This window comes from Bradyrhizobium sp. UNPA324 (assembly GCF_006658635.1).
GTDB lineage: Bacteria > Pseudomonadota > Alphaproteobacteria > Rhizobiales > Xanthobacteraceae > Bradyrhizobium > Bradyrhizobium nanningense.
In genome coordinates, this window is record NZ_LFJD01000004.1 from 304438 (window position 1) to 329676 (window position 25239).

The 25239-nt window shown below is 63.6% G+C and carries 18 protein-coding genes; 9 read left to right on the forward strand and 9 right to left on the reverse strand.

The genetic code is table 11. The features are described 5' to 3' along the window. Positions 1–78: 78 nt before the first annotated feature. Together UNPA324_RS01455 and UNPA324_RS01460 are read right to left on the reverse strand one after the other, a co-directional pair. Entirely contained in the window at positions 79–2310 is a 2232-nt protein-coding gene (locus UNPA324_RS01455; RefSeq protein ID WP_141933100.1) for a CHASE2 domain-containing protein, read from the reverse strand. Between the two features lie 164 nt (positions 2311–2474). Further along, positions 2475–8762, reverse strand: a complete 6288-nt coding sequence (locus tag UNPA324_RS01460) for a VCBS domain-containing protein (RefSeq protein ID WP_141933102.1) — start codon at positions 8760–8762, stop codon at positions 2475–2477. A 620-nt stretch (positions 8763–9382) separates the two neighbouring features. Between UNPA324_RS01460 and UNPA324_RS01465 the strand changes: the two genes are divergently transcribed. Both UNPA324_RS01465 and UNPA324_RS01470 read left to right on the forward strand, forming a co-directional pair. Further along, positions 9383–10111 (forward strand): transglutaminase-like cysteine peptidase, encoded by a 729-nt coding sequence (locus UNPA324_RS01465; protein WP_141933104.1) that lies wholly within the window; start codon positions 9383–9385, stop codon positions 10109–10111. A 116-nt stretch (positions 10112–10227) separates the two neighbouring features. Then, positions 10228–11340 carry a lysozyme inhibitor LprI family protein gene (locus tag UNPA324_RS01470; protein WP_141933106.1) on the forward strand — a complete coding sequence of 371 codons (1113 nt, stop codon included), beginning with the start codon at positions 10228–10230 and terminating at the stop codon, positions 11338–11340. A 188-nt stretch (positions 11341–11528) separates the two neighbouring features. Here UNPA324_RS01470 and UNPA324_RS01475 read toward each other — a convergent pair whose 3' ends face one another. From UNPA324_RS01475 to UNPA324_RS01500, 6 genes are all read right to left on the reverse strand, one after another. Further along, complete coding sequence (locus tag UNPA324_RS01475) at positions 11529–12728, reverse strand: ABC transporter substrate-binding protein (RefSeq protein ID WP_128922311.1); 1200 nt, start codon at positions 12726–12728, stop codon at positions 11529–11531. Between the two features lie 141 nt (positions 12729–12869). Then, positions 12870–14708, reverse strand: coding sequence for an AMP-dependent synthetase/ligase (locus tag UNPA324_RS01480; RefSeq protein WP_128922312.1), 1839 nt, complete (start codon positions 14706–14708; stop codon positions 12870–12872). A gap of 94 nt (positions 14709–14802) precedes the next feature. Further along, positions 14803–15591: an ABC transporter ATP-binding protein gene (locus UNPA324_RS01485; protein WP_128922313.1), complete on the reverse strand. Its 789-nt coding sequence runs from the start codon at positions 15589–15591 to the stop codon at positions 14803–14805. A 3-nt stretch (positions 15592–15594) separates the two neighbouring features. Beyond that, positions 15595–16353: an ABC transporter ATP-binding protein gene (locus tag UNPA324_RS01490; protein WP_128922314.1), complete on the reverse strand. Its 759-nt coding sequence runs from the start codon at positions 16351–16353 to the stop codon at positions 15595–15597. Continuing rightward, complete coding sequence (locus tag UNPA324_RS01495; protein WP_128922315.1) at positions 16350–17501, reverse strand: branched-chain amino acid ABC transporter permease; 1152 nt, start codon at positions 17499–17501, stop codon at positions 16350–16352. Before UNPA324_RS01495 ends, UNPA324_RS01490 begins: the two co-directional genes overlap by 4 nt. A gap of 5 nt (positions 17502–17506) precedes the next feature. Further along, positions 17507–18382 (reverse strand): branched-chain amino acid ABC transporter permease, encoded by an 876-nt coding sequence (locus UNPA324_RS01500; RefSeq protein ID WP_128922316.1) that lies wholly within the window; start codon positions 18380–18382, stop codon positions 17507–17509. Positions 18383–18644: 262 nt separating this feature from the next. On the opposite strand from UNPA324_RS01500, the gene UNPA324_RS01505 reads away from it, so the two are divergent. The 6 genes from UNPA324_RS01505 (at position 18645) to UNPA324_RS01530 (ending at position 23886) form a co-directional block, all read left to right on the forward strand. Continuing rightward, on the forward strand, positions 18645–19394 hold the full coding sequence (locus UNPA324_RS01505; RefSeq protein ID WP_128922317.1) for an ABC transporter ATP-binding protein: 750 nt from the start codon (positions 18645–18647) through the stop codon (positions 19392–19394). After that, positions 19391–20917: a permease gene (locus tag UNPA324_RS01510; RefSeq protein WP_141933109.1), complete on the forward strand. Its 1527-nt coding sequence runs from the start codon at positions 19391–19393 to the stop codon at positions 20915–20917. The genes UNPA324_RS01505 and UNPA324_RS01510 overlap by 4 nt, the downstream gene beginning before the upstream one ends. 56 nt (positions 20918–20973) lie before the next feature. Then, a complete protein-coding gene (locus tag UNPA324_RS01515) occupies positions 20974–21225 on the forward strand; it encodes an AbrB/MazE/SpoVT family DNA-binding domain-containing protein (protein WP_128922319.1) in 252 nt (83 codons plus the stop codon). 94 nt (positions 21226–21319) lie between these two features. Continuing rightward, the gene (locus UNPA324_RS01520; protein ID WP_128922320.1) at positions 21320–22135 is read left to right on the forward strand and encodes an MBL fold metallo-hydrolase; all 816 of its coding nucleotides are present in this window, start codon (positions 21320–21322) and stop codon (positions 22133–22135) included. A gap of 65 nt (positions 22136–22200) precedes the next feature. Further along, positions 22201–22722 carry a hypothetical protein gene (locus UNPA324_RS01525; protein ID WP_164936618.1) on the forward strand — a complete coding sequence of 174 codons (522 nt, stop codon included), beginning with the start codon at positions 22201–22203 and terminating at the stop codon, positions 22720–22722. A 111-nt stretch (positions 22723–22833) separates the two neighbouring features. Continuing rightward, a complete protein-coding gene (locus UNPA324_RS01530) occupies positions 22834–23886 on the forward strand; it encodes an amidohydrolase family protein (protein WP_141933113.1) in 1053 nt (350 codons plus the stop codon). A gap of 83 nt (positions 23887–23969) precedes the next feature. On the opposite strand, the gene UNPA324_RS01535 is transcribed toward UNPA324_RS01530, so the two are convergent. After that, positions 23970–24425: a cupin domain-containing protein gene (locus UNPA324_RS01535; protein WP_128922323.1), complete on the reverse strand. Its 456-nt coding sequence runs from the start codon at positions 24423–24425 to the stop codon at positions 23970–23972. Positions 24426–24662: 237 nt separating this feature from the next. Here UNPA324_RS01535 and UNPA324_RS01540 point away from each other — a divergent pair, with 237 nt between their 5' ends. Next, on the forward strand, positions 24663–25217 hold the full coding sequence (locus tag UNPA324_RS01540) for a hypothetical protein (protein WP_181769253.1): 555 nt from the start codon (positions 24663–24665) through the stop codon (positions 25215–25217). Positions 25218–25239: the final 22 nt, after the last annotated feature.

A 25239-nucleotide genomic window follows, 5' to 3' on the forward strand; every position in this document is an offset into this window, starting at 1 on the left:
CTCCTCCCTGGGGTATGGGTCCCGGATCGGCGCGCGCTTTAGGCGCGCTTGTCCGGGACGACAGCGAGTGTGTGATCTCTACTTCGTCAACAGCGCGTACGCCCCGGTCCAGTTCTCCGGCGGCGGGTTGAGCTGGAAATTCTCGATCCTCGCCTCGTAGAGCTTGAACAGCTTCTCCAGCGTGTCGGCGTCCTCGCTTCGACGGCCGCGCTCAATCGCGTCCAGCGCGCCCTGCCAGTCGCGGCCGCGGTAGCAGGCGAGCATCTCGATGCTGATGTTGCGCAGGCGCTGGAAGGCAGCCGAATGCATCACGTCCTCGCGGCCGGCGATGGCGTAGATCACCTCCGGCTCGGTCTTGCCTTTGACCATGATGAAGTCGAGCTCGAGGATCGCGAACTTATCCTTGGCGGCGAGAGCCGTGCGGGAACCGACGATGATGGGAAAGCCGTATTCCTTCGACTGACCCTCGAGGCGCGAGGCGAGGTTCACGCTGTCGCCGAGCACCGAATAGTTCTTCTTCAGGTCGGAGCCCATGTTGCCGACCACGCCAATGCCGGTGTTGAGACCGATGCCGACATTGAGCGGGATGTAGACGTGGCCGCCTTCGGCGGCTTCCCGCTCGCGCTCCCTGTTGACCGCGTCGATCTGCTCCAGCATCTGGATCGCGGCCTCGCAGGCGTTGACCTCGTGCTCGGCATCGTCGAGCGGCGCGTTCCAGAACGCCATGATGGCGTCGCCCATGTATTTGTCGATGTAGCCCTTCCGCTCGATGATGACGTCGGTCAGCGGCGTCAGGAAGCGGTTCATCAGCGCGATCAGACCTTGCGGGTCGTGCTTGTAGCTCTCCGAGATCGTGGTGAACCCGCGCACGTCGGAGAACATGATCGTCATTTCGCGCTCCTCGCCGCCGAGCACGAGCTTTTCCGGCGACTGCGCCAGCTGCTCGACCAGGACCGGCGACATGTATTGCGCGAACTGCCCGCGGATCTGCACACGCTGGCGCTGCTCGCGGACGAAGCTGGCGAAGATCAGCGTCAGATAAACCGCCGTGGTCGAGAGCAGCGGATAGGTGAAATCGATGAGGTAGCGGTACTGCGCGTAGAAGAACCAGGACACGCCGACCAGGATGGCGGCGAAGGCCGCCCCCGCGAGCACGAGGCGCACGGGACCGAGATTGGGCGTGAAGATGATGACGAGCAGGCCGATGATCATCGCGGCGAGCAATTCGACCCCGAGCGCATAGTTCGGCTGCGAGATCACCGCGCCGCTCAGCACGCTTTCGAGCACCTGGGCGTGGATCTCGACCCCGGGCATGGTCGCGGAGACCGGCGTGGTCTTGATGTCGTTGAGTCCGGCCGCAGAGGTTCCGACCAGCACCAGCTTGCCGGCGAACCTGCTCGGCGATTCGGTGTTGTCGAGCACGTCGGCCGCCGAGACGTAGATCGAGGGATCCCGGCGCGCGTAGTGCACCCAGAACTGGCCGTTCTTGTCGGTGGGGATCTCGACACCCTTGAGGCGGATCGATCTGATACCGGTCTTGTCGGTCCGGACCAATAGCGTCGGCGTGCCCGTGACGACGCGCAGGATCTCGAGGCTGAGCGAGGGCATGATGTTGCCCTGTGCGCGCATGATCATCGGCACGCGGCGGATGAACCCGTCCCGCTCGTTCCTGATTGAAAACAGGCCGCGGCCGGCTGCAACGTTCTCGATGATCGGCACGTTGCGCAGCAAGCCTGGAAATTCGAACAGGAAACGTTCGGCCCCCTCCTCCCCGACCGTCGCCACCCCCGTAAACGGAAGCGATCTGTCCAGCTCGGACAAGACGGACGGAAGCCCGGTCTCGCCCAGGACCACACGCGAGCGCTCGATCGCCTCGGCGAGAATCTGGTCGTTGGTTGGCAACTCACGCAGCTTGGCACGCGTGGCGTCGTCGAGATAGCGCATCTGGCCCGCAACCAGATCCGGATTGAGCCGGTCGGGTTCGGAGAACATCACGTCGAAGCCGATCGCCACCGCACCGCTATTGGTGAGGTTCAGGATCAGGTCGGCAATCCGCGTGCGCGGCCACGGCCACTGGCCGAGCTTAGCCAGGCTCTTGTCGTCGATGTCGACGATGACGACCGGCCGCGCCGCCTTGTGGCGGGGATCGATCAGCTGGAACATGTCGAAGGTGCGCAGCCGCAATTCCTGGATCGGCGGCGGATCCCACAGGCGGGCGCCGGCAAACAGCACCAGCAGCGCAAGGCACGTCAGGCGCGCAAAGCCCAGCTTCCGCGCAAACCACCGCCGCAGGATCTTGAGACGCTTCATTTCGATCGGACTTCCTGCCCCGGACCGCGCCGGGCGCGCCAATCATGGAGCGTCGGCGCGCGATTGGCTATTCCCTGGATGCGGAGAATTATGACTTTTTTGTTCGGGTCAAAACTGCGAGCCGATCGACGGAGAGCGAACCGCTCTCCTGCATCTGACGTTCATCAGGTGACGTGGAAGATGAAATCGCTGGTCTTGAGATTTGCAGTGACATTCTTCAGGAGAATTGACTCGTGCTCCACGATCGGATCGCCTTCGGGCTGGCTGACTTCCTGAGTCCACGAGACCAATATGCCCTCGGATTGCGGCGCGAAGGTCAGATCGTTGATGGAGGCAACGTCCGAGAACTGCCGCAGGTCGATCTTGTCCACGTCCGCCTGGAAATCGGTGATGGTGTGCGTGAAGTCGGTGACCGGATGCCCCTGGCCGTCGTACATCCAGCCCGGCGTGAACACGAACTGGTCCTTGGCGCCGCCGCCGGTCAGCGTGTCGTTGGTATCGGTCGCGAATATGACGTCCTTGCCGCTGGTGCCTTCCAGAGTGATGCCCTCGCCGGCGTCGCCGGCTTCGTTGAAGATGAAGTTGACGGTATCGAACAGTCCGGTGGTCTTGTCCGTAACTGTCAGCGTGACCCGATCGGTGTCCGGCGGCGTCTCACCCGGATCGTAGGTGACGCCATCCGCGAGGGCGGTATTGATGTCGTCGAGATTACCGCACGCCTCTTCCGGAGAGACAGTGCTGTCCGGATCATGGGCGGTCACGGCCGTGACCTTGAAGTCATCCGTCGCGGCGTCGGGATCGGTGTCCACCACCGAGAGACCAGTGATGGTATCGATGTTGATCTCGTGGTCGTGCCAGACCTGGAAGTTCGTCGTGTCGATGACCGGGCCGCCGGCATCGTTCGCACCGGTCACGTCGACGGTAAGCGTAGCCGTGCCGGTCGCACCGTGCACGTCCGTGGTCTGGACCGCAAACGTATCGGTGTAGGGGCCTTCCGGCAGCGCATTGATCGCTGCTGCATTGGCAACGTAGCTGTAGCTGCCGTCGGAGTTGACCGTCAGCGAGCCGTAGAGTCCCGCAACCGTCGTCGCCGCGTGGTGATCCGCATCGAGGACCGCATAGGTCAAGGTCGCCGTCTCGCCGGTATCGGCATCGTTCCCCGTCAGCGTCCCGGTCAGGTCGGAGAAGGTGTCGGCGGCCGCCGTATCCGAGAGGGGGCCGATGTGGAGATCGGCGAGCGTCGGCGCGTCGTTCGTGCCGACGATGTTGACCGTGACGACCGCGCCCGCGCCCGCACCGTGCCCGTCATCCGGAACGATCGTGTATTGCAGCGACAGCGTCTGGCCGGCGGCGAGGAAATCGAACGCCTGGCTTCCCGAATTGAACTGCCACGTGAACTGGGCGTGGGTGGCAGTGCCGTCGAGGATGTCGCCGGACGGGACGGAGAGATAGTTCAGCAGGTCCGTCTGCGACAGCCCGCCGATGCTACCGGTTTGCGTTACGCCGTCGAGGGTAACATGCATCTCGCTGACCGACACCGTGACGTGATCGGCGGCATCGACGTCGGAGACCGCGACGGCGCCATGCGCAAGCTGGCCGGCATTGGTTTCCACGAGGTCGGCAACGGCGCCGCCCGGTCCGGTGGTGCTGCTTGCCCAGTCCGCATCGCCATCGATGGTAAGGCTCTTGGCGGGATCGACCGCATTGGAAGCCGTGGTCCCGCTGCCGTCCCCGAGTTGGTAATACGCGGCAAGATTCGCCTCGTTGCCGGTGAGCGCGGTGAAATCGATCGACTGGATCTGCGCGTGCGTGAGCGCGTCGGTCCAGACGCTGACATCGGCGATCGAACCGAAGAAGCCTTCCGCGCCAAAGCCCGCCGCGCCTGACTCGCTCGCGGCGCCGATCATCATGTAGGAGTGCGACGGATTCGACGGACTGCCGTCGATCTGATTGACTGACCACGTCTGCGAATATTCGAGATTGCCGTCGAGATAGAGCGTGAAAGTGCCGTTGTCGTGGGTCAGCGCGACGTTATGCCATTGCGACGCGGTGAGCGCCACGCCGGTATCGGCGATCTGGACGCCGCCTGCGAGGATCTGCAGCTCCATCGTGCCATCGGCATTGACCGTGCCGAGCAGACCGAACCCGGTGGTCGAGGTGTTGCCGTTGTAGAACAGGATCTGGCCGTGGCCGGTCTCGGCGCCCCCGCTCCAGTTCACCCAGCCGTCCAGCGTCACGTCATCAGTGGCGACCGTCGGCACGTCGCCGACCGCGATGGTCTGGCCGTCGAAGTTCATGTGGTCCGACGTCACATAGGAAACCGTCGGCGCATCGTTGGTGCCGGTGATGGTGACGGTGACGTCCTGCTTCACGGTCGCATTATGGTCGTCGGTGAAGGTGACGGTGTAGACCTGGGTGATGGTCTGCCCTTGCGCCAGCGACTGCAGCACCGGATCGCTGTTGTCGAGCGTGAAGTGCCAGCCGAGCGTCGCGCCATTGCTGGTGTCGCTGCCGGATTCGGACACCGACGAATCGATCGAGAACGTGCCGATATGCGAACTGGATCCGAAGCCCGGCAGGTCCGAGCTGACGGACGAGGATTTGAACGACCATTCCGCCGTGTGGGTGTCGGTCAGATCGACATCCTGAATCGCAAGCGTGCCGCCGGTCGTGAGCGAGGAGCCCCCATCCTCGATCACCGCGCCCATCGCCGCGGCGGCGTCGCTGGTGATGGTCGGCGCGTCGTTGGCGCCGTTGATCGTGACGGTCACGTCCTGCGAGACGTATGCGCCGTGATCGTCGGTGAAGGTGACCGTGTAGACCTGGGTGATGGTCTGGCCCTGTGCCAACGATTGCAGCACCGCATCGCTGTTGTCGAGACTGAAGTGCCAGCCCAGCGTCGCACCGTTGCCGGTGTCGATGGGCGACTCCAGCACTGACGGATCGATCGTGAAGGTGCCGAGCGGCGTATCGTCGGCAAAGCCAGGCAGATGCACGCTCGACGTCGACGATTTGAACACGGCCTCCGCGGTGTGGGTGTCGATCAGATCGAGATCCTGGATCGCCAGCGTGCCGTCGATCGACAGCGTCACGCTGGCGTCGTCCTCGGTCACCTCTCCGGCGGCGTCCGCGGCGCTGCTGGTCATCGTCGGCGCGTCATTGGCGCCGTTGATCGTGACGGTCACATCCTGCGAGACGTGCGCGCCGTGATCGTCGGTGAAGGTGACCGTGTAGACCTGGGTGATGGTCTGGCCCTGCGCCAGCGATTGCAGCACCGCATCGTTGTTGTCGAGGCTGAAGTGCCAGCCCAGCGTCGCGGCATTGTCGGTGTCGTCATTGAATTCGGCGACGGCGGAATCGATCGTGAAGCTGCCGAGGGGCGTGCCGTCGGCAAAGCCCGGCAGATGCGCGCTCGACGTCGACGACTTGAACACCGCCTGCGCCGTATGCGCATCGATAAGATCGAGATCCTGGATCGCCAATGTGCCGTCGATCGACAGCGTCACGCTGGCGTCGTCCTCGGTCACCTCTCCGGCGGCGTCCGCGGCACTGCTGGTCACCGTCGGTGCGTCGTTGGTGCCGGTGATGGTGACGGTCACGTCCTGCGAGACCTGTGCACCGTGATCGTCGGTGAAGGTGACGGTATAGACCTGCGTGATGGTCTGTCCCTCGGCCAGCGACTGGACCATCGGGTCGTTGTTGTTGACCGCGAAATGCCAGCCCAGCGTGGCGCCGTTGCTGGTGTCGCTGCTCGACTCCGTCACCGACGGATCGATCGTGAACGTTCCTAGTGGCGTGTCGTCGTCGAAGCCCGGCAGATGTGCGCTCGAGGTCGACGACTTGAACACCGCCTGCGCGGTGTGAGTATCGATCAGGTCGAGATCCTGGATCGCCAGCGTACCGCCGGTCGACAGCGTCGGCGTGACGGCATCCTCGATGACGCCCCCTGTTGCCGCGCCTGCATCGCTCGTAATGGTCGGCGCGTCGTTCTTGCCGGTGATGACCACCGTCACGTCCTGGGTAACCGTTCCACCGTGATGATCGTCGACCTTGACCGTATAAACCTGGGTGATGGTCTGGCCTTCCGCCAGCGACTGGAGCACCGGATCGCTATCGTCGAGCGTGAAGGTCCACTTCACCGAGCCACGGGAGCTGACGCCCGGACTTTCAACGACTGGATCAAGCGCGAAGGTGCCGATATGCGACGTGCCGTCGCTGAAGCCGGGTAGATGCACGCTCGAAATCGTCGACTTCAGCAAGAAACTCGCGGTATGCGTATCGGTGAGATCAGGGTCGTTGAACGCAACGGTGCCGCTCGCGGCGAGCGTGGCCGCACTATCCTCCGTCACCGCACCCGTCGGGGTGGTCGAATCATCGACGATCGTCGGCACGTCGTTGGTGCCCTCGACATTGACGTCCGCTCCGTTGATGGACACGGTGATCGGCGTACTGACGACGCCGCCGTGCCCGTCATCGACCTGCACGACATAGTTGAGGGTCAGCGTCTCGCCTTCGGCGAGGAAATCGAAGAGATGGTCGGAAACGCTGTAGGTCCAGATGGCCGAGCCGTTGTTGCCGTTCCCCGCACCCTGCAGCACGGTGAGCGGCACCTCGACGGCGGCGATCGCCGCGAGCTGCTGCGGCGTCAGCGTCCCGCTGATATCGTGGCCCTGCGCATCGAGATATTTGAAGGGTTGGGTGGACGAGAGCGCGGCGCTCACGATGGGCCGGTCCGTCAGATCGACGTCTGTGAAGGTGACCGTTCCCGTGATGGTGTCGAGAGCCTCGTTGCCGGTGCCGATCTTCTCGATGACGGTTCCGCCCGACGTCGCGACGGTGGGCGTGTCGTTGGTCCCCGTGATCGTGATGGTGATCGGGATGACCTTCGACTCGGGGTTGACCACGAAATTGGTATCGACGCGGACCATGTAGGTCAGCGTCAGGGTTTCGCCGGCGGCGAGGAAGTCGAAGACGTGGTCCGGGATCGTGTAGGTCCAGACCGCCGAGCCGTTGTTGTCGTTGCCGGCGTCGGGGACGACGCTGATCTGGATCTGCGTCGCCGCAATGTCCTGCTTCTGAAGAGCGGTCAGCAACCCGGTGACGTCGTGCTGTCCGGCGTCCTTGTAGACAAAGTTCGGCGCTTCGGCGAGGCTGACGCTCACCGTGGGCCGGTCGCCGAGATTTTGATCGACGAACCTGATCAGGCCGATGACTTTGTCGGGCGTCGTATCGCCCGTGGTGCCGGCACGCTCGGTCAACGCGAACGCCGTCTTCAGAATTCCGCTGGCGTCAAAGCTCTGCGCAATCGGTTGGCCAGGAATACGCTCGGGGGTCGGCGTGGACGTGGTGGGTCCCGCCGATCCCTGCGTATTGAGGTTGACGAAGGTCGCGGTCACGATGGGGCCGGACGCAGACTTGAATACGACGTCCAGGCTCGTCGGCGTGAGCGTGTCGGTGAAGTTCGTGGTCAGCTTGGTGTTGGTGTTGTTGTCGGTGAACTTCAGCGTGAACACGTCCGTGATCAGCTTCTGCACGTCCGGCGACATCAATGCATTGGAGATCGAGACGTTGCCGCCGCTGATCTGGATCATCTGGCCGGCCTGATTGACCGTCGCGATCGGCAGCAGCGTGACCTTGTCGAACAGGATGTAAGAGCCCGTGGTGCCGTTCGGCTCGACCAGCACCTGGAAGTTCGCCTGCGGCTGCGGATCGCCGCCGCCGGCGGGAACGACGAAGTTGATCTGGGTAAGCACGGCGGTGCCGCGGATGCCCATGGTGGCGACCGGGGTGTCGATCTTCATGTCGCCGTGCTTGGCGGTCTCGCCGGCGACGAAGGTGATGGTGCCGGCGACGAGGCTCAGCAACGAGGAATTGCTCGACCCGTTGGGGTCGTAGATCATTTCGTTCAGCACCATCCGCGCATTGGAGGACAGGCCGAACACGGTGCCGTCGATGAAGGTGACGCCGAGGGTCGAATCCGCCCCCGTCGAGACGACGTCCCCCTTCTCGACGTTGTCGCCGTTGTTCAGGATGACCGAGACGCCGTTGCGGATCGCGGTGGCACTGCCCACGAGCTTGGTGACGTGGCCGATGACTTGGGCCACGGCGGCAGCGCCGGGTGCGGCCTGCGCAACCTGGACATAGCCGGTGAGCGCGCTGACGATTTCGCCGGTGAGGTGGGCGCCGTCGGACGAGGCGAGCGCGGAGCGCTTGTCACCCCGGAAATAATCGTGAACGACGAACTCGTGCCCCTCGTGGGACAAGACGAGGTCGAGGCCTGCGCGCTTGAACTCGCCGCTGAAGATCAGGTTGGGGTCGGGAACAACGAACGCGCCGTCAGGCACGTGACCGTGCGCTTTCGCCGTAAAGGAATCGACATGGGCATTGCCGGGCGAGCGGGAACCCTGGCCGTCCAAGGAAATCGCGCCGTCAAATTGGCCAGCGTAATTCAACGGGGCACCGTAAAAAGGGTTAAAATTTAAGTAAGTATCGACTGCCTAAGCTTGCATAGCATTAGCAAGTCCTTAGCGATACCATCTATTGCTTGTGTGATTTCGCATCACTTGGCTTCAGAAGTCCGATGGGTCGGAACCCCGTGGGAGAAGCTGAAGTAATTCCTCAAATATTCTGAAGTCGAATCCGGCCTTTTTACACGCATTTCCAGTCATCCAAAGTAATCTGACGTATAGTTGTGGCGCAGATACTTGCGTCATCTTTCCTTCGCGAAGTCCCGCCACATCCTGCGGCAAATACGGAGTTAAATCTGTGACCCAACTAACAGAACCCCATGAAATAGGGGGGCGTTAGCCATCGCGCGCAGATCCGGCACTCCCGTAACCTCTGTCTGCAATTGGCTCCGTTTTGGCGGCAGCAGCATACCTGCTAGCGGCGAATCGTAAAATTTTACGCAATCTAGGCAGATCCATTTCAGCCTGTTCCCCGGTTTTGCAACCCCAGCCGGGCGCGTTAAGCAGAACAAAACGGCCCGTCTCGCACTATCTCCCCGAAAGCAACAAAGCCCGGCACGTCGAGGTCGAGGGGGACCCGGCTAAGCCAGGGAAGGGGATGTCAGATGGAGACCGCTGCTCGCTCGCGCGCCTGGCGCGCAATCCTTGTCCTGTGCGGATTGATCCTTCTCGGATCGGCCGCCGAGCTTCGCGCCGGCTCATTGCTGTCGCCGGGCGCCGGCCTTCTCGTGCGCAAATCCGCCGAGCCGTTCGGCGTGTTCGCCTTCGCCATTTCGTCCGGCAGCCTGCGGCAGAAATGGCTTGCGCTGAAGGACAGGCTCGACGACGACATGGTGCAGCTTGCGCTGTGCGACGGCGACCGGGACAATTGCGCATCGCCTGCGGCCCTGAAGCTGCTCGCCGTCGTCGACCAGGCCCGCGCGCGCGACGGCCGCGCGCGGCTCGGCGAGACCAACCGCGCCATCAACCTCGCCATCCGGGCCGCCAATGACGGCATTGACGACGTCTGGAGCTCCCCGCTTGCGACCTTCGCGAACGGCACCGGCGATTGCGAGGACTATGCCATCGCCAAGCTGGCCGCGCTGCGGCTGGCAGGAATTGCCGCCGAAGACCTCCGCATCGTCGTGGTGCGCGACGTCAGGGCCGGCGAAGAACATGCGGTTGCCGCGGCAAAGCTCGACGGCCACTGGCTGATGCTCGACAACCGCCGCATGGCAATGGTCGAGGACGACGCTGCGCGGAGCTATCAGCCCCTGTTCGCACTCTACCAGTCGGCCGTGCTGAAATATGTCGACGAGCCGGTGCGGTTCTCGATGGCGGCAGACGCGCGCTGATTGCTTGTAGCCCCGGATGGAGCCACCGGGCTACGGACCAGACCTTCCCACACAACCCCATTCCACCGCGCGATCCCAAACGCTAGCATGGCGCCTTCCATGCGGGGGCGTCGGGAATGCGGTTCATCGTGCTGTCTGTGCTTGCGCTGCTGGCGCTCGCCGCGCCTGGGTCCGCGCAGTCCGACCGCTCCATTGCCGACAGACTGCCGCTGTTCGCCCAGAACAACTGCCAGCAGATTCGCGATCCCGGCAACCAATTGTTCTGCGGTGATGCCACGCTTGCGGCCGCAGCCGAGAAGCTGAGCACGGCGATCGAGGCGCGGCTCGCCCGCCTGCCCGATCGCCTGCCTGCGATCGAGGAGAACGCGATCTGGGTCCGCCAGCGCAATCTCAGCTGCGGCATCGTCGGACAGACCGCGATCCGCCCCGACGATTTCGACCGGGTGAAAGCGTGCCTGCTCAAGGTCACCGAGGAGCGCGCCGCGATCGTGCGCGATCCCGACTTCGACTGCCTGGCAGCCAACACCGCGGCGGGCGCGCTGATCTGTGCGGACCCATCGCTGGCGCTGGCCGAAACGGAGCTCAATGGCCAGGTGCTCGGCCTGATCGGCAAGCTGGACCCGACCGCAGCACGCTTTGCCTTCGCCGAATATGGCAGGTGGACCCGCGAGCGCGACCGCAAATGCAATCTCGTCGGTAAGGAGAACGTGCCGCTCCAGGATCTCGAATCAGCGGAGGACTGCCTTGCGGACCATTTGAAGCGCAAGACTGACGAGATCCGCGCGGCGAAGGAAGACCCCAAGAAGGTGTTCGGCCGGCAGGTGGCGGCCCGCATCCCCGACACCGACGCGGTCGACTTCTGCGCGGCGCGGATCCATGCGGCCAATTCCTGCGGCAACTTTCTGCGCATCAACCGCGTCTACGCGCTCGACAGCCAGGTGACCGAGCAGGAGGCGCAGGTCACGGGCGAAATCGAGATGGCCGTGCTGGCGCCCTTCACGATGTGCAGCAAGGTCGCGACCACCTGCACCGGCACCTGCTGGGACGCCAGGACGGGCCGTCCGCAGCCAGGCGCCGCCAACAACGGGCGCTCAGCGGAAGCCTTCAACGTGACGCGCCGGCTGCGGATCCAGCGGACCTTTGCGTTCGTCAAAACCGCCGACGGCTGGCGTTGCCGGGAGGACGAGCTGACGCCGGTGAATTCGGGAACAGCGGGCGGGGGATCGTAGGCCTTTCTCGCCGCGCCTGGCTCTTTCTTCCTTCTCCCCTTGCGGGAGAAGGTGGCGCGAAGCGCCAGATGAGGTTCTTTCCACTCGCAAGATCGTTTGTGGGGAGAGAACCCCTCACCCGGCTTCGCTTTCGCGAAGCCACCCTCTACCACGAGGGGAGAGGGTGCACCGTCAATGCCGCAACAGCATCAGAACATCAGATTGTCCTTCACCAGCACCCAGCGGCCGCCCTTGACCTGCTGCACCTGGGTGATGGTGTTGGCGAGGTGGTCGGTCTTGGAGAACTTGGTCGGCGGCGAGTTGAAGATGTCGAGGAATTTCTCGCCCGACTCCAGCGCATCAAGCATCTTCTGACCCGTGAGATCCTTGCCCGCCTTGTTCGCGTAGAACGCAAACGTCATCATCGCGTTGTAGCCGATGATCGCCTGCGTGTTGGCGTCTGAGTTGAACATCTTCTTATAGTTGACGAGCCAATCCTTCACCTTGCCCTTGGCGGTGTCCTCATAGGGAATCTCGAAACCGCTGGCGGCATAGAGCCCCTCGACGGCATCCTTGCCCAGCGCCGGAACCTCCATCACATTGGTGGGGGTGGCACCGAGGAAGGTGACGTCCCAGCCGAGCTTCTTGGCTTCGGTCATTGCTCCTATGGTTTCGCGGAGCACGGTGCCGAGCACGACGAGGTCGCAGCCATCGGACTTCATCTTGGCGATCTGCGCGCTGAAATCGGAGGCGCCGCGCTTGTAGCTCGTGATGGAAGCCGGCTGCGCCTTCATGGCGGTGAGCTGCTGATTGAAGCCGTCGAGCACGTTCTTACCGTACTCGTCATCCTGATGCATGATGCAGGGCTTCTTGAAGCCCTTCCACTCCATCATGTATTTCAGCGCGGCACGCGTGCTCTCGACGTACGGCAGCAAATTGTTGAACTTCAATCGCTCCTGCGGCTTGGCCGGATCGAACTTGAAGGTGAACTCGGCCGCCGTCAGCGGGAAGAGCTGCAGCACGCCGGCGTCGAACAGGATGTCCTGCGCGGCGAGCACTGTCGGCGATCCCATCGGGCCCACCATCGCGAAGATCTTGTCGCGTTCGATCAGCTTTTGCGACGCCAGCACGGCCTTTTTCGGATCATAGCCGCTGTCCTCGATAACCAGACGAATCTTGCGGCCGTTGACGCCGCCGGACGCATTGATCTCCTCGGTCGCCATCTTCATGCCGTTTGCGACCGGGACACCCCACCCCTTGATCGGACCCGACAGATCCTGGTGGGTGCCGACGACGATCTCGCTTGCCGAGATGCCCTCGTTGGTGACCTTGGTCTGCGCCGCGGCCGGCAGACAGGTGAGCACCACGGCACTCACAGCAAGGCCGAACGCGCTGAACGATTTCGACATTGACGTCTCCTCTCCTAAAGGCCCGTGTTACGCGGAGGGCGGGGGCCGTCGCTCCTTCGCTTTCTCAAATGCAACTTCTCTTCTTTGCGCATGCCCCTTCTCGGAAAACCGGTTCCCACTTTTCCGGGCCATGCGCATGCGTCACGCCACGGCGCGCTGGCGATACATCGCTTCGATCTCGGCAGCGTAGCGCTTGTTCACGAAGCCGCGTTTCAGCTTCATGGTTGGCGTCAGTTCTTCGTCCTCCGGCGTGAGCTGGCGCTCGATCAGGTAGAACTTCTTGATTGTCTCGACGCGGGCAAAATTGCCGTTGACCTGCTCGATCTCTCGCCAGATCAGGTCCTGGATCTCCACGGCCCGGCAAAGGCTGGCATAATTGGTGAACGGAATGTCGTGGTCCTGGGCGAACTTCTCGACATTCTCCTGGTCGATCATCACGAGGCAGGTGAGATACGGCCGCTTGTCGCCGATCACGACGGCGTCGGAAATGTAGGGCGAGAATTTGAGCTGGTTCTCGATCTCAGACGGCGTGATGTTCTTGCCGCCGGAGGTGATGATGATGTCCTTCATCCGGTCGGTGATCCGGACGAAGCCCTCATTGTCGATGGTGCCGACGTCGCCGGTGTGCAGCCAGCCGCGGGAATCGATGGTCTCGGCGGTCTTCTCTGGCTGGTTCAAATAGCCCATGAACAGGAAGTCGCCCTTGATCAGGATCTCGCCCTCCGGCGACAGCGCGACCTCGCCCCAGGGCACGGCGGTGCCGACCGAGCCGAGCTTGATGTGCGTCGCCGGCATCATGGTGGCGACGCCGCAATTCTCGGTCTGCCCGTAGACTTCGTGCATGTCGATACCGAGCGCGAGATACCAGCGGATCAGCTCCGGCGCGATCGGCGCCGCGCCGGTGAAGGCGATGCGGCAGCGGTCGAGCCCGATCATGCGGCGGATGTTGCGGAACGCGGCCCGGTAGGCGAGACGATTGGCGATACGCAGCGACAACGGCGGCGCCTTGCCCTCGAGCCTGTAGTCGACCATGCGGTAGCCGATGCCGATGGCGCGGCGATAGACCCATTGCTGCAGCGGGGTCGCATCCTTCAGTGCGATCGTGATGGCGGAATAGAACTTTTCCCAGATGCGCGGCACCGCGAGGAAGACGGTCGGCTGCACCTCGCGCAGATTGTCCGGCACGGTCTCGGGGCTCTCGGCGAAATTCATCACCGAGCCGAGCGCGACCGAGATGTAGTAACCGCCGATGCGCTCGGCGACGTGGCAGAGCGGCAGGAAGATCAGCCTGTCCTCGTCCTCTCGCGCCGGGATGAAATCATTGGCGTGGCGCATCTGGTGCGTGACGCTGCGGTTGGCATGCATCGCGCCCTTGGGCGGGCCGGTCGTGCCGGACGTATAGACCAGGATCGCGAGATCGCCGGCGCTGCGGCTGTCGATCATCTCCTGCCACAGCGCCTCGCGGCCGACCATGTGATTGCGGCCGAGCGCGCGAAACTCGTCGAGTGACATCACCATGTCGTCGGAGAAGCCGCTGAGCCCTTCCATGTCGAACACGATGATCTTCTGCAGGCTCGCACAACGCGCACGGCAGGCGAGGATCTTGTCGAGCTGCTCCTCGTCCTCGGCGAAAATCACCTTGGTTCTGGAATCGTTGACGAGATATTCGACCTGGGACGATGCGTCGGTCGGGTAGATGCCCGACGAGACGCCGCCGGCGCACAAGATGCCCATGTCGGCATGGACCCATTCCGGGATGGCGTTGGCAATGATGGAGGCGACGTCGCCGGGCATGAAGCCGGTCGCATGAAGCGCGTAGGCGATCTCTTTCGATGTCGCGAGCCATTCGCGCCAGCTGGTCGGCTGCCAGATCCCGAATTTCTTCTCGCGGATAGCCGGCCGATCGCCCCGCGTCTCCGCAGCGCGCAGAAAGCTCCTTGCGATCGTATCAGCGACCGTCAGCATCGCCGGTCGGGCCATGCGCGTCTCCTCCTTGTCGCTCTCCCCTCCGCTGCCTGCCTTGCCGGCGGTCTTTGCTTGCGGATGGGCAATCCATCTTACTGCCAGCTCTTCCTCACCGCCACGTCTTCTTCTTTTTCCAGCGCCGCTCGCCGCGCGCGCCCGCTTCCTTGGCGCCAAGGTAGAACTCCTGGATGTCCTGGGAATGCATCAAGCGGTCGCAGCTGTCGTTCATCACGATCCGGCCGATCTCCAGCACATAGCCATAATGCGCCGTCTCCAGCGCCACCTTGGCGTTCTGCTCGACCAGCAGGATCGACATGCCCTGCTCCTCGTTGACGCGGCGGATGATGGTGAAGATCTCCCTCACCAGCAGCGGCGACAGGCCGAGCGAGGGCTCGTCGAGCAGCAGCAGCGTCGGCCGGTTCATCAGGGCGCGTCCGATCGCGAGCATCTGCTGCTCGCCGCCGGAGAGCTGGCCGGCCGGCTGGTTGATGCGCTCCCTCAGACGCGGGAAATAGCCGTAGACCCGCTCCAGATCCTCCGCGACGCCGTCGCGGTCCTTGCGCGGATAGGCGCCCATCATCAGGTTCTCGCGCACCGACAGGAACGGGAACACCTCGCGCCCCTCCGGCACATGGCTGAGGCCGAGCCGCACGATCCGGTCGGCCTCCATGCGCTGGATCGGCCTGCCCAGGAATTCGATCGAGCCCTTCTGCGGGTCGAGAATGCCGGAGATGGTCTTCAGCACCGTGGTCTTGCCGGCGCCATTTGCCCCCAGCAGCGTGACGATGCGCCCGCGCGGCACTTCCAGCGAGATGCCGCGGATCGCCATGATCGGCCCGTAATAGCTCTCGATGTTGGAGAGTTTCAGGATGATATCGGGTGTCACCGCGGCATCCATGCGTCAGGCTCCCAGATACGCGGCGACGACGTCGGGGTGCTGCTGAACTTCAGTCGGCGAGCCCATCGCCAGCACCCTTCCGTAGTTCAGCGCGATGACCCGGTCGGAGACGCGATTGACCAGCGACATGTCGTGCTCGACCATCAGCACGGTGATGCCGAGCTCGCTCTTCATGTCGCGGATCCAGAACGACATGTCGTCGGTCTCCTCGACATTGAGGCCTGATGACGGCTCGTCGAGCAGGATCAGCTTCGGCTCCGAGCACAGGGCGCGTGCCAGCTCGATCACCTTGCGCACGCCGTAGGGCAGGCCGGAGATCAGCTTGTCGCGGTAGGGTTCGAGATCGAGGAATTCGATGACCTGCTCGACCCTGCGGCGGTGCATCTTCTCGTTGGCCCGCACGCTCGGCAGGAATAGCAGTTCCTGCCAGAGCTGCGTGGTCGAATGCCGATGGCGGCCGACCAGCAAGTTGGAGAGTACGGTCGCATTCTCGAACAGCTCGATGTTCTGGAAGGTGCGGGCGATGCCGAGTTTGGCGATGTCGTAGGGCGGCTCTTCCGTGATGTCCTGGTCCTCGAAGAAGATGCGGCCCGAGGTCGGCCGGTAGATCCGCGAGATCAAATTGAAGATCGAGCTCTTGCCCGCACCGTTGGGGCCGATGATCGACAGGATCTCGCCCTTCTCGACCGCGAAGGACACCGCATCGACGGCCTTGAGGCCCCCGAAATGCAGCGACAGGTTCTCGGCGCGGAAATAGCTCATCGGTTCCGCTCCGACTTCACGTAGATCTTCTGCCGCTTGAAGGTGGCGCGCTTGTAGAGCGGAAACAGCTGGAAGAAGAGCTTGATCTTCAGCCAACGGCCGTAGAGCCCGAGCGGCTCGAACAGTACGAACAGCACGATGATGATGCCGTAGATCGCGCCCTTCAGGCCGTTGAGCGAGGCGAAGGCCGCAACGTTCGACTGGATGCTCCCCGCGGTCGCCTTGCCGGCGCCGAATGCCGCCGCGATCCCGGCGATCATGCCGGGCACGTCGTCTTTCAGATAGGTCAGGAACGGATCAATCATCACGATGAAGATCGCGCCCAGCACCGCGCCGTGCAGGCTGAAGGCGCCGCCGATCAGGATCACGATGATGAACTCGATCGAGAGCTGCAGCGTGAACATCTCCGGCGAGATGAAGGAGAGCTTGTGGGCGAACAGCACGCCGGCAAAGCCGGTGATCGCCGCCGAGATCGCAAAGGACTTCACCTTGTAGAGCGCGACATTGACGCCCATGCTGCGCGCCGCCGTTTCACTGTCGCGGATCGCGACGAAGGCGCGGCCGGTCGGCGAACGCAGCAGATTGAGTGTGCCGACGATGGTCAGCACCAGCACGGCAAGGCACAGATAATAGAAAGTCGGACTGTCGCGCGGCACCGTGACGCCGAGCAGCGACAGCGTCTTGACCCGCATGCCCTCGTTGCCGTTGGTGACGCTCTCCCAGCGCGCCAGTATCTCCTCGACGATCAGGGCAAAGGAGATGGTGGCGATGACGAGGTAGATGCCGGTCAGGCGCAGCGCGGGAAAGCCGACCATTGCGCCGATGATGCCGGTCAAGGCGCCGGCGGCGAAGAAGTAGACCGGGAACGGCACGTTGTATTTCTGCAAGTAGGCGGCGGTGTAGGCGCCGATGGCGAGGAACGCGGCATGCCCGAGCGAGGCCTGGCCGGTGAAGCCGGTGAGGATCAGGAGCGCCACGCCGACGGTCGCATAGATGCAGACGAAGACCAGCTGGCTCATCAGATAGCTGGAGAGCACATAGGGCGCGATCAGCAGCAGCGCGAGCAGGATGCCGTACGAGACCCAATAGCCCGAATGCGGGAACAGCTTGATGTCGTCCTCATAGTCGGTCTTGAACAGAAAGCGCATGGCGTTCAGACCTTCTTGCGGACGTGGTGGCCAAACAGACCTTCGGGCTTCAAGAGCAGCACGGCAAGCAGCACGAGATAGGGCGCGACATCCTTCCAGCCCTCGGGCAGGTAGAAGCCGGCCATGCTCTCGATCACGCCGATCAGGACGCCGCCGACCACCGCACCCGGGATCGAGCCGAAGCCGCCGAGCACCGCGGCCGGAAACGCCTTCAGGCCGAGCACGAGGCCGACATTGGAATGGATGAAGGTGATCGGCGCCAGCAGCACGCCGGCGCAGGTCGCGACCGCCGCGCTGATCGCCCAGACGATCGACACCACGCGCTTGACCGGAATGCCCATATAGTAGGCCGCGAGCATGTTCTCGGAGCTGGCGCGCATCGCTGTGCCGAGCGTGGTCTTGTTGAAGAACAGCCACAGCAGCGTGCACAGGATCATCGTCGCGGCGATCACCGACAGCTTGTCGTAGGCGAGCACCAGCGAGCCGATCCGCAGCACGCCCTGGCTGAACGGCGTCTCGATCTTCAGATCGTCGGTGCCCCAGATCATGCCGGCGATCGAGCGCAGGAAATAGCCGAGGCCGATGGTCGCCATGATGATGGAGAATTGCGGATAGCCGAGGATCGGCCGCACCACCACGCGCTCCGCCAGCATGCCGAACAGCGCCATCGCGGCCACCGCACCGGCAAAGCCGACCCAGTAGTTCAGACCCATCATGCCGATGAAGGTGAAGGCGAAGAAGCCGCCCAGCATCATCAGATCGCCCTGGGCGAAATTGACGACCTCGGTGGCCTTGTAGACGAGCACGAAGCCGAGCGCGATCAGGCCGTAGACGCAGCCGAGCGCAACACCGCTGACCAGCTGCTGAACGAAATCCAGCATCGCCGCGCTTCCTCCCGATGCAACCGGCGGCTCTTTTGGCCGCCTTGCCGCATCTTGTGTCCAGTCGCTACGCAGTCGTTTCGCCGCGTCAGCGCCATTTGTCCGGAACCAATTCAGCCTGAACCGCTCAGCGCTGTCAACAAACGGTGACTTGCCATTAGTCCAATCCGGATGACGGAATTTGCCGCCACGCGATTCACCGCGCCGAAACATCTTCGGGTCATGGTCGCGGGGCGATGCAAAACCGGATGGTGTGACCGTCATGAAGCCGGACAGCTCGGCGCTGGAAGTGGTGGGGTTAACGAAGCGTTTTGACCGTCTGGCGGTCGATAGCCTCGATCTCACCATCCACGCCGGCGAATTCTACGCGCTGGTCGGCCCCAACGGCGCCGGCAAGACCACGACTTTGCGCATGGTGGCGGGCCTGCTGCGCCCCGATGCCGGCGCGGTCTCGATCTTCGGCATCGATGCGCTCCAAGACCCCGTCGCCGCCAAGCAGGTGACGGCGTGGGTCTCCGACGAGCCAATGATCTACGACAAGCTGACCCCGCTCGAATATCTCGAATTCGTCGCCGGCCTCTGGGGCATCGCGCCGTCGGTCTCGGAGCCCGTCGCGCAGGACCTGCTCGATTCGCTCGGCCTTGCCCCGCACCGGCACGAGCGCTGCGAGGGCTTTTCCAAGGGCATGCGCCAGAAGGTGGCGCTGGCCGGCGCGCTGGTGCACGATCCCCGCCTCATCATCCTCGACGAGCCGCTGACCGGGCTCGATGCCGTCTCGGCCCGCCATGTGAAGGGGCTGCTCAGCGAGCGCGTCCGCGCCGGCTGCACCGTGATCATGACCACGCATATTCTCGAGGTGGCCGAGCGCATGGCCGACCGCATCGGCGTGATTGCCTCGGGCCGTCTGGTCGCCGAAGGCACGCTGACCGAACTGCGCCAGCAGAACGGCCATGCCGACACCAGCCTGGAGGATCTCTTCATCGCGCTGGTGACGCTTCCGGAAGCCGCATGAGCTCGGCGACCGCGCTCTCCTGGTTTGCCCGCCACGAGCTCCGGCTCGCCTGGCGCGAATGGTTCGCCATGATGACCGGCGGGCGGCGCAAGCGGACGCGCGCCGCCATCATCGGCCTCGTCTGCTTCGCCGCGCTGCTGCACCTGCCGGCCTGGGCGGTGATCGGCCGTTTCGCCAATCTGCAACTGCCGCTCGACAAATCCTCGCTGATCGTGATCACGGCGACGATTTTTCTCGCCTGGACCTTGATGCTGTCGCAGGCAATCGAATCGGTGACGCGGGTGTTCTACGCTCGCGCAGATCTCGACCTGATCATGTCCTCGCCGGCGCGGCTGGCCAATCTGTTCTCGGTCCGCATCGCCGCGATCGCGCTGACCGTCACCGTGATGGCGCTGCTGTTCTCGACGCCCTTCATCGACGTGCTCGTGATCGGCGGCGGCGCGCGCTGGCTCGCTTCATTCGGGGTCGTCGTCGCCATGGGCCTGTCGGCCGCGGCGATCGCGATCGCCGTCACCATCCTGCTGTTTCGTCTGATCGGCCCGGCGCGGACGCGCCTGATTGCCCAGATCCTCGCCGCGATCATCGGCGCCGGCTTCGTCATCGCGCTCCAGGTCGCCGCGATCATGTCCTACGGCACCCTGTCACGCTTCACCATTTTGACCTCAGGCACCATGGCGGCCTACGCGCCCGATGTCGACAGCATCTGGTGGTGGCCGGCGCGGGCGGTAATGGGCGACAACGAGGCGTTGCTGCTGCTCCTGGCGCTCGCTCTGATGCTGCTCGGAAGCGTCATGGCGATCTTCTCTCACTGCTTTGCCGACACGGCGATCGATGCCGTAGCCTACGGTGCGTCCGGCGGCAGGCGCGCGAAGGAGCGCCCGTTCCGCGCCGGCTCGCGGCAACAAGCGCTGCGGCACAAGGAGTTTTCGCTGCTCTGGCGCGATCCCTGGCTGATCTCGCAGACCCTGATGCAGTTGCTCTATCTGGTGCCGCCGGCACTGCTGCTCTGGCGCAATTTTGCCGATAGCGCCGCGGCGCTGACGCTGATCACGCCTGTCATCGTGATGGCGGCCGGACAGCTTGCCGGTGGACTTGCCTGGCTGACGATCTCGGGCGAAGACGCTCCCGATTTGGTCGCGACGGCGCCGCTGACGCCCTCCAGCGTCATCCGCGCCAAGATCGAGGTGGTGCTGATCGCGATCGCCGTCATCTTCTGCCCGCTGGTCGCGGCACTGGCTTTCGCCTCGCCTTACCAGGCAGCGATCAGCGCCGGAGCAATCATCATCAGCGCGGCCTCCGCGACTGCGATCCAGCTCTGGTTCCGAGTGCAGGCCCGCCGCAGCCAATTCCGACGCCGCCAGACCTCGTCGCGGCTGGCGACCATTGCCGAAGCCTTCTCCTCGATCGGCTGGGCCGCGAGTGCTGCGCTGCTGCTCGCTTTGCCTCTGGCAGGCTTGATCAGCGCTCTGATCACGACGAGCCTCGTCGCCATCACCTGGAAGTTCAGCCCAAAACGGGAGTGAGGTGCCAGTGCTCATTTGTCCCTTTGAGGCCGACTTATTCTGCCTCATTGAGAGACATGCGAACGTTCAAGGTAGCCGCTGAGGGGCAAGTCACGCTGACGGCCGAGTTGCTGGAGCACCTTGGTGTGCAGCCGGGCGATAGGCTTGTCGCAAATACACTTCCCAACGGAAGCATCGAATTGAGAGCGGCCCCGAAGGGCAAGATTTCAGATACTTTTGGTCTCCTGCACGCGAAGCGAAAGGGCCCTCCGCTCTCGATCGAGGAGATGAATGAAATCATAGATGCGGCATGGGCAGGCGAGCGGTAGACCTGCGACATTGACGCGCTGTTGATCGTGATCTGTTGGCGATGCGCGGCGTTGCACGCTAGACTTTCCCCGTGACATCATCGGGAACGGACTTATGCGGCGACTGGTTTCGGCGGCTCTGGCGCTGTTCGGCGTATCCCTCGCCCCTGCCCTCGCCCAGCAGCCACCTCAACGCAGCGAATGCCTGGCGATGGCCAACGCGACCCCGCGCATCCTGCCGGTCGCGTTCCGGCAGGCCGCCGGCACCGCCGAGGTCGAGATCACCTATGCCGGCCATTCCACCTATTTCATCGACACGCCCGGCGGCTTGCGCATCGCGACCGATTATAGCGGCGCCTATCAGGTGGGGCGGCTGCCCGACGTCGTGACCATGAACCGGGCCCACAGCACGCACTACACTCTTTTTCCGGACAAGCGCATTCCCCACGTGCTGCATGGTTGGGGCGAGGACGGCAAGCCGGCCATCGTGTCGGAACGCATCGGCGATACCTTCATCCGCAACGTCACGACCGACATCCGCCGCTATTTCGGCGACGATGCCGGTGCCGACATGATCCGCGACGGCAATTCGATCTTCATCTTCGAGGTCGCCGGCCTCTGCATCGGCCATCTCGGCCACCTCCACCACAAGCTCGACGACAGCCATTTCGCCCAGATCGGACGGCTCGATATCGTGATGGTGCCGATCGACGGCACCTACACCATGTCGCTGGACGGCATCTCCGAAATCACCAAGCGGCTGCGCGCCTCGGTGGTGCTGCCGATGCACCGCTTCGCCACCCCGCTCGACGACTTCATGCGCCGGATCGGCCAGCAGTTCGAAATCGACCGGCGCTCCGAGCGGTCGTTCCGGATGTCGCGGGATGCCCTGCCGCCGAAGCCGACGGTGATCATCCTCGACGGGGTCTGAGCCGCAATTTTCTCCAAGCTGCCCGCCGGCCGGCCGTGTTGATCTCGTTGCGACAGGAGACCGACATGACTGATTTTGCCAGACTTTTGCACGCGAACGGACCGAACCCCGAGCATGCGGCGGCGCTTCAGCTCTATGGCCGCTTCGTCGGCGACTGGGACGCCGAGATCACCGCCCATGGATCCGATGGCACGAAACACACGGCCCCTGGCGAGATCCATTTCGGCTGGGTGCTGGAGGGCCGTGCCGTCCAGGACGTCTGGATCGTTCCCCGCCCCGCAGGCTCTCAGGCCTTTCCGATCGCCGGCAATTGGTACGGCACGACGCTGCGCGTTTACGATCCGACCATCGATGCGTGGCGGATTTCCTGGTTCGATCCGGGCCGCAGCGTCTTCCGCCAGCAAATCGGCCGTGCGCGCGGGCAGGACATCGTGCAGGAAGGCACGACCGAAGCCGGCGAACTGACGCGCTGGAGCTTTACGGAGATCACCAGGGACGCCTTCCATTGGCTCGGGGAAGTGAGGCCGGCCGCCGTATCCGATTGGCGGCTCATCGTCGACGTGAGGGCCAAGCGACGCAAGAGCTGACGACAGCGCCGCTTTGCCGGCGGCGACGGGTGCGGTTGCGCAACGCGCGCTGCTGCGTGACGAGACGAGATGATAGGCTCCCGGTACAAGAACATGAGGGAGTAAACGCCGATGGCTGCAAGCGGTGTGCCCGCCAACACGAGCGGGCTATTCGTCGAGCCGCGCGAGGACTGGCTTGCGCTGCACCAGGAGGAGATCATCGATCCCGCGCGGCCGATCGTCGATCCCCATCACCATCTCTGGAATCGAGGACACCGCTATCTGATCGAGGAGATGGCCGCCGACATCGCTTCCGGCCACAACATCGTCGCCACCGTCTATGTCGATTGCCGCTCGATGTATCGCGCGCATGGACCGGAAGCATTCCGGCCCGTCGGCGAAGTCGAGTTCGCCAACGGCGTCGCCGCCATGAGCGCGAGCGGGGCCTACGGCAAGGCCGCGATCTGCGCCGGCATCGTCAGCCACGTCAATCTGCTGCTCGGCGACGCCGCAAGGCCCGTGCTGGAAGCCGAGATCGCGGCCGGCAATGGCCGCTTCCGTGGCATCCGGCATTCCTCCGCCTGGGACGAAGACCCTGTCGTTGCCGGCATGTATGCGAACCGGCCGAAGGGATTGTTGCAGGATCCGGCCTTCCGCAAGGGATTTGCTTGTCTTGCGCCCCTGAACCTCAGCTTCGATGCCTGGCTATTCCATCCGCAGCTCGGTGAGCTCACCGAGCTTGCGCGCGCCTTCCCTGACACCAGGATCGTGCTCGACCATTGCGGCGGCCCGGCCGGGATAGGCCGCTTCGCAGGACGGCGCGAGGAGGTGTTTGCGCAATGGCGCGCGTCGATCCGGGAGATCGCGACATGCGAGAACGTGGCGGTGAAGCTCGGCGGCCTCGCGATGTGCCTGCTCGGCTACGACTTCCATTTGCGCGAGAGGCCGCCGACATCCGAAGAGCTCGCCGCGGCCTGGCGGCCCTATGTCGAGACCTGCATCGAGGCGTTCGGCGTGAAGCGCGCGATGTTCGAGAGCAATTTCCCGCCGGACAAGGGCCAGTGCAGCTACCAGGTGATCTTCAACGCTTTCAAGCGTATCGCATCGCCGCTAAGCGAGGTCGAGAAGACGGCACTGTTCTCGCAGACCGCAACCGATGTCTACCGGCTCGCGCTGCCGTCATGACGAGAAGAGGGGCCGGGATGTTGAATCCCGACCCCTCTTCGTCGTGGCCGCTGGGAAGCGTCCTTGAAACGTTGTTGTGAGCTCTAGCCTGCCCCCATCAGCGAGGCCGGCCGGCGCTCGCCGGTGGCGGTGAAGATCTTCTTTAGCTTGTTCACGACCCGGATCAGGAAGCCGATCATCACGGGATTGGTCTTGCGGCAGAAGGCGATCTTTTTGACGTAGCCCTCGACATGCCATTTGGCATGCGCGCCGTCGCGGAAGAAGATGACGTCGCCGGGGCCGTAGCGCTTCGGCGGGAGCCCATCGCTTTCGAGCACGATCGATCCTTCCATGATCATGATCGTTTCATCGATGTCGTAGTACCAGTTGAATCGTCCTTCGGTGCAGTGCCAGATGATGGTCGAGGCGGTGCCGTCGGCGCTGGTAGACAGGATGTGCGAGCGCGACACCGGGTTGCCTTCGATGATCCAGGACGGCTCGATCGGCCGCAGCTCGAGGTCGACGTTACAACTACCGATTTCAATCAATGAGCGCGACATCTTCTTCCCCAGGGGATATAATAAGTATGGCCGGGTCTCGGCCCGGATTGTTTCGAAAGATGTCGGGAACGCTAGTCATCCGCTTTTAATTCTTTCTTACGCAGGCCTCGAAAATCAGCCGGAAGTTGCAGGCGCGAAACGGTTAACGTCGCGATTCCCCTGCAAATTCGCGCACATGAATCCATCCTTTTTGGGGTGCGACAAAGTGCGCGGAAGCACCAAAACGGAGCCACTCGGATGCCCCTCACGCCCGAGGTTGTGACAGCCAATCGCGCGGTCGTCGGCCGGCTCGCCAGCCTCGACGTCTCCTTCGTGCCGGACGAGGAGCCCTGGTTCACCGTCGACGGCGTCGAAACCCCCCGGCAGATCGGCAGTGACGGCTCCGGCGGCGCGTTGGTGCTGCTGCCGTCGCTGAATGTGCTCTACGTGTCATCGGAGGGCCGCGCGGGAATTATCGCTGGCACTTTCGAGGCCTTCGTCCGGCTCGTCGTCGCCCGCCCTTATTGGCTCGACATCCTCAAATTTTCCGGCGGCGGCGACCTTCAGGAGATGCGGCGCGCGGCAGAGGCCCTGGAGGCGACACTCGACGACGAGGACGAGATCAACGAGGCCCGCGAGGAGATCCGCAAGAGCCTCGACCTTCGCGAGGCGGATGATCCCGTCGGCGCGCTCTACGAGGCGATCGCTGCTTCCGACGCCATCGTGCGGGCCACCGACGGCAGCCCGTTCACGACATTGTTCAACCGTTTCAGCATCGACAACAATCCGATGCTGCGCAATGCAGCGGCGTGAGCCTAGCGCGACAAATGCCTGG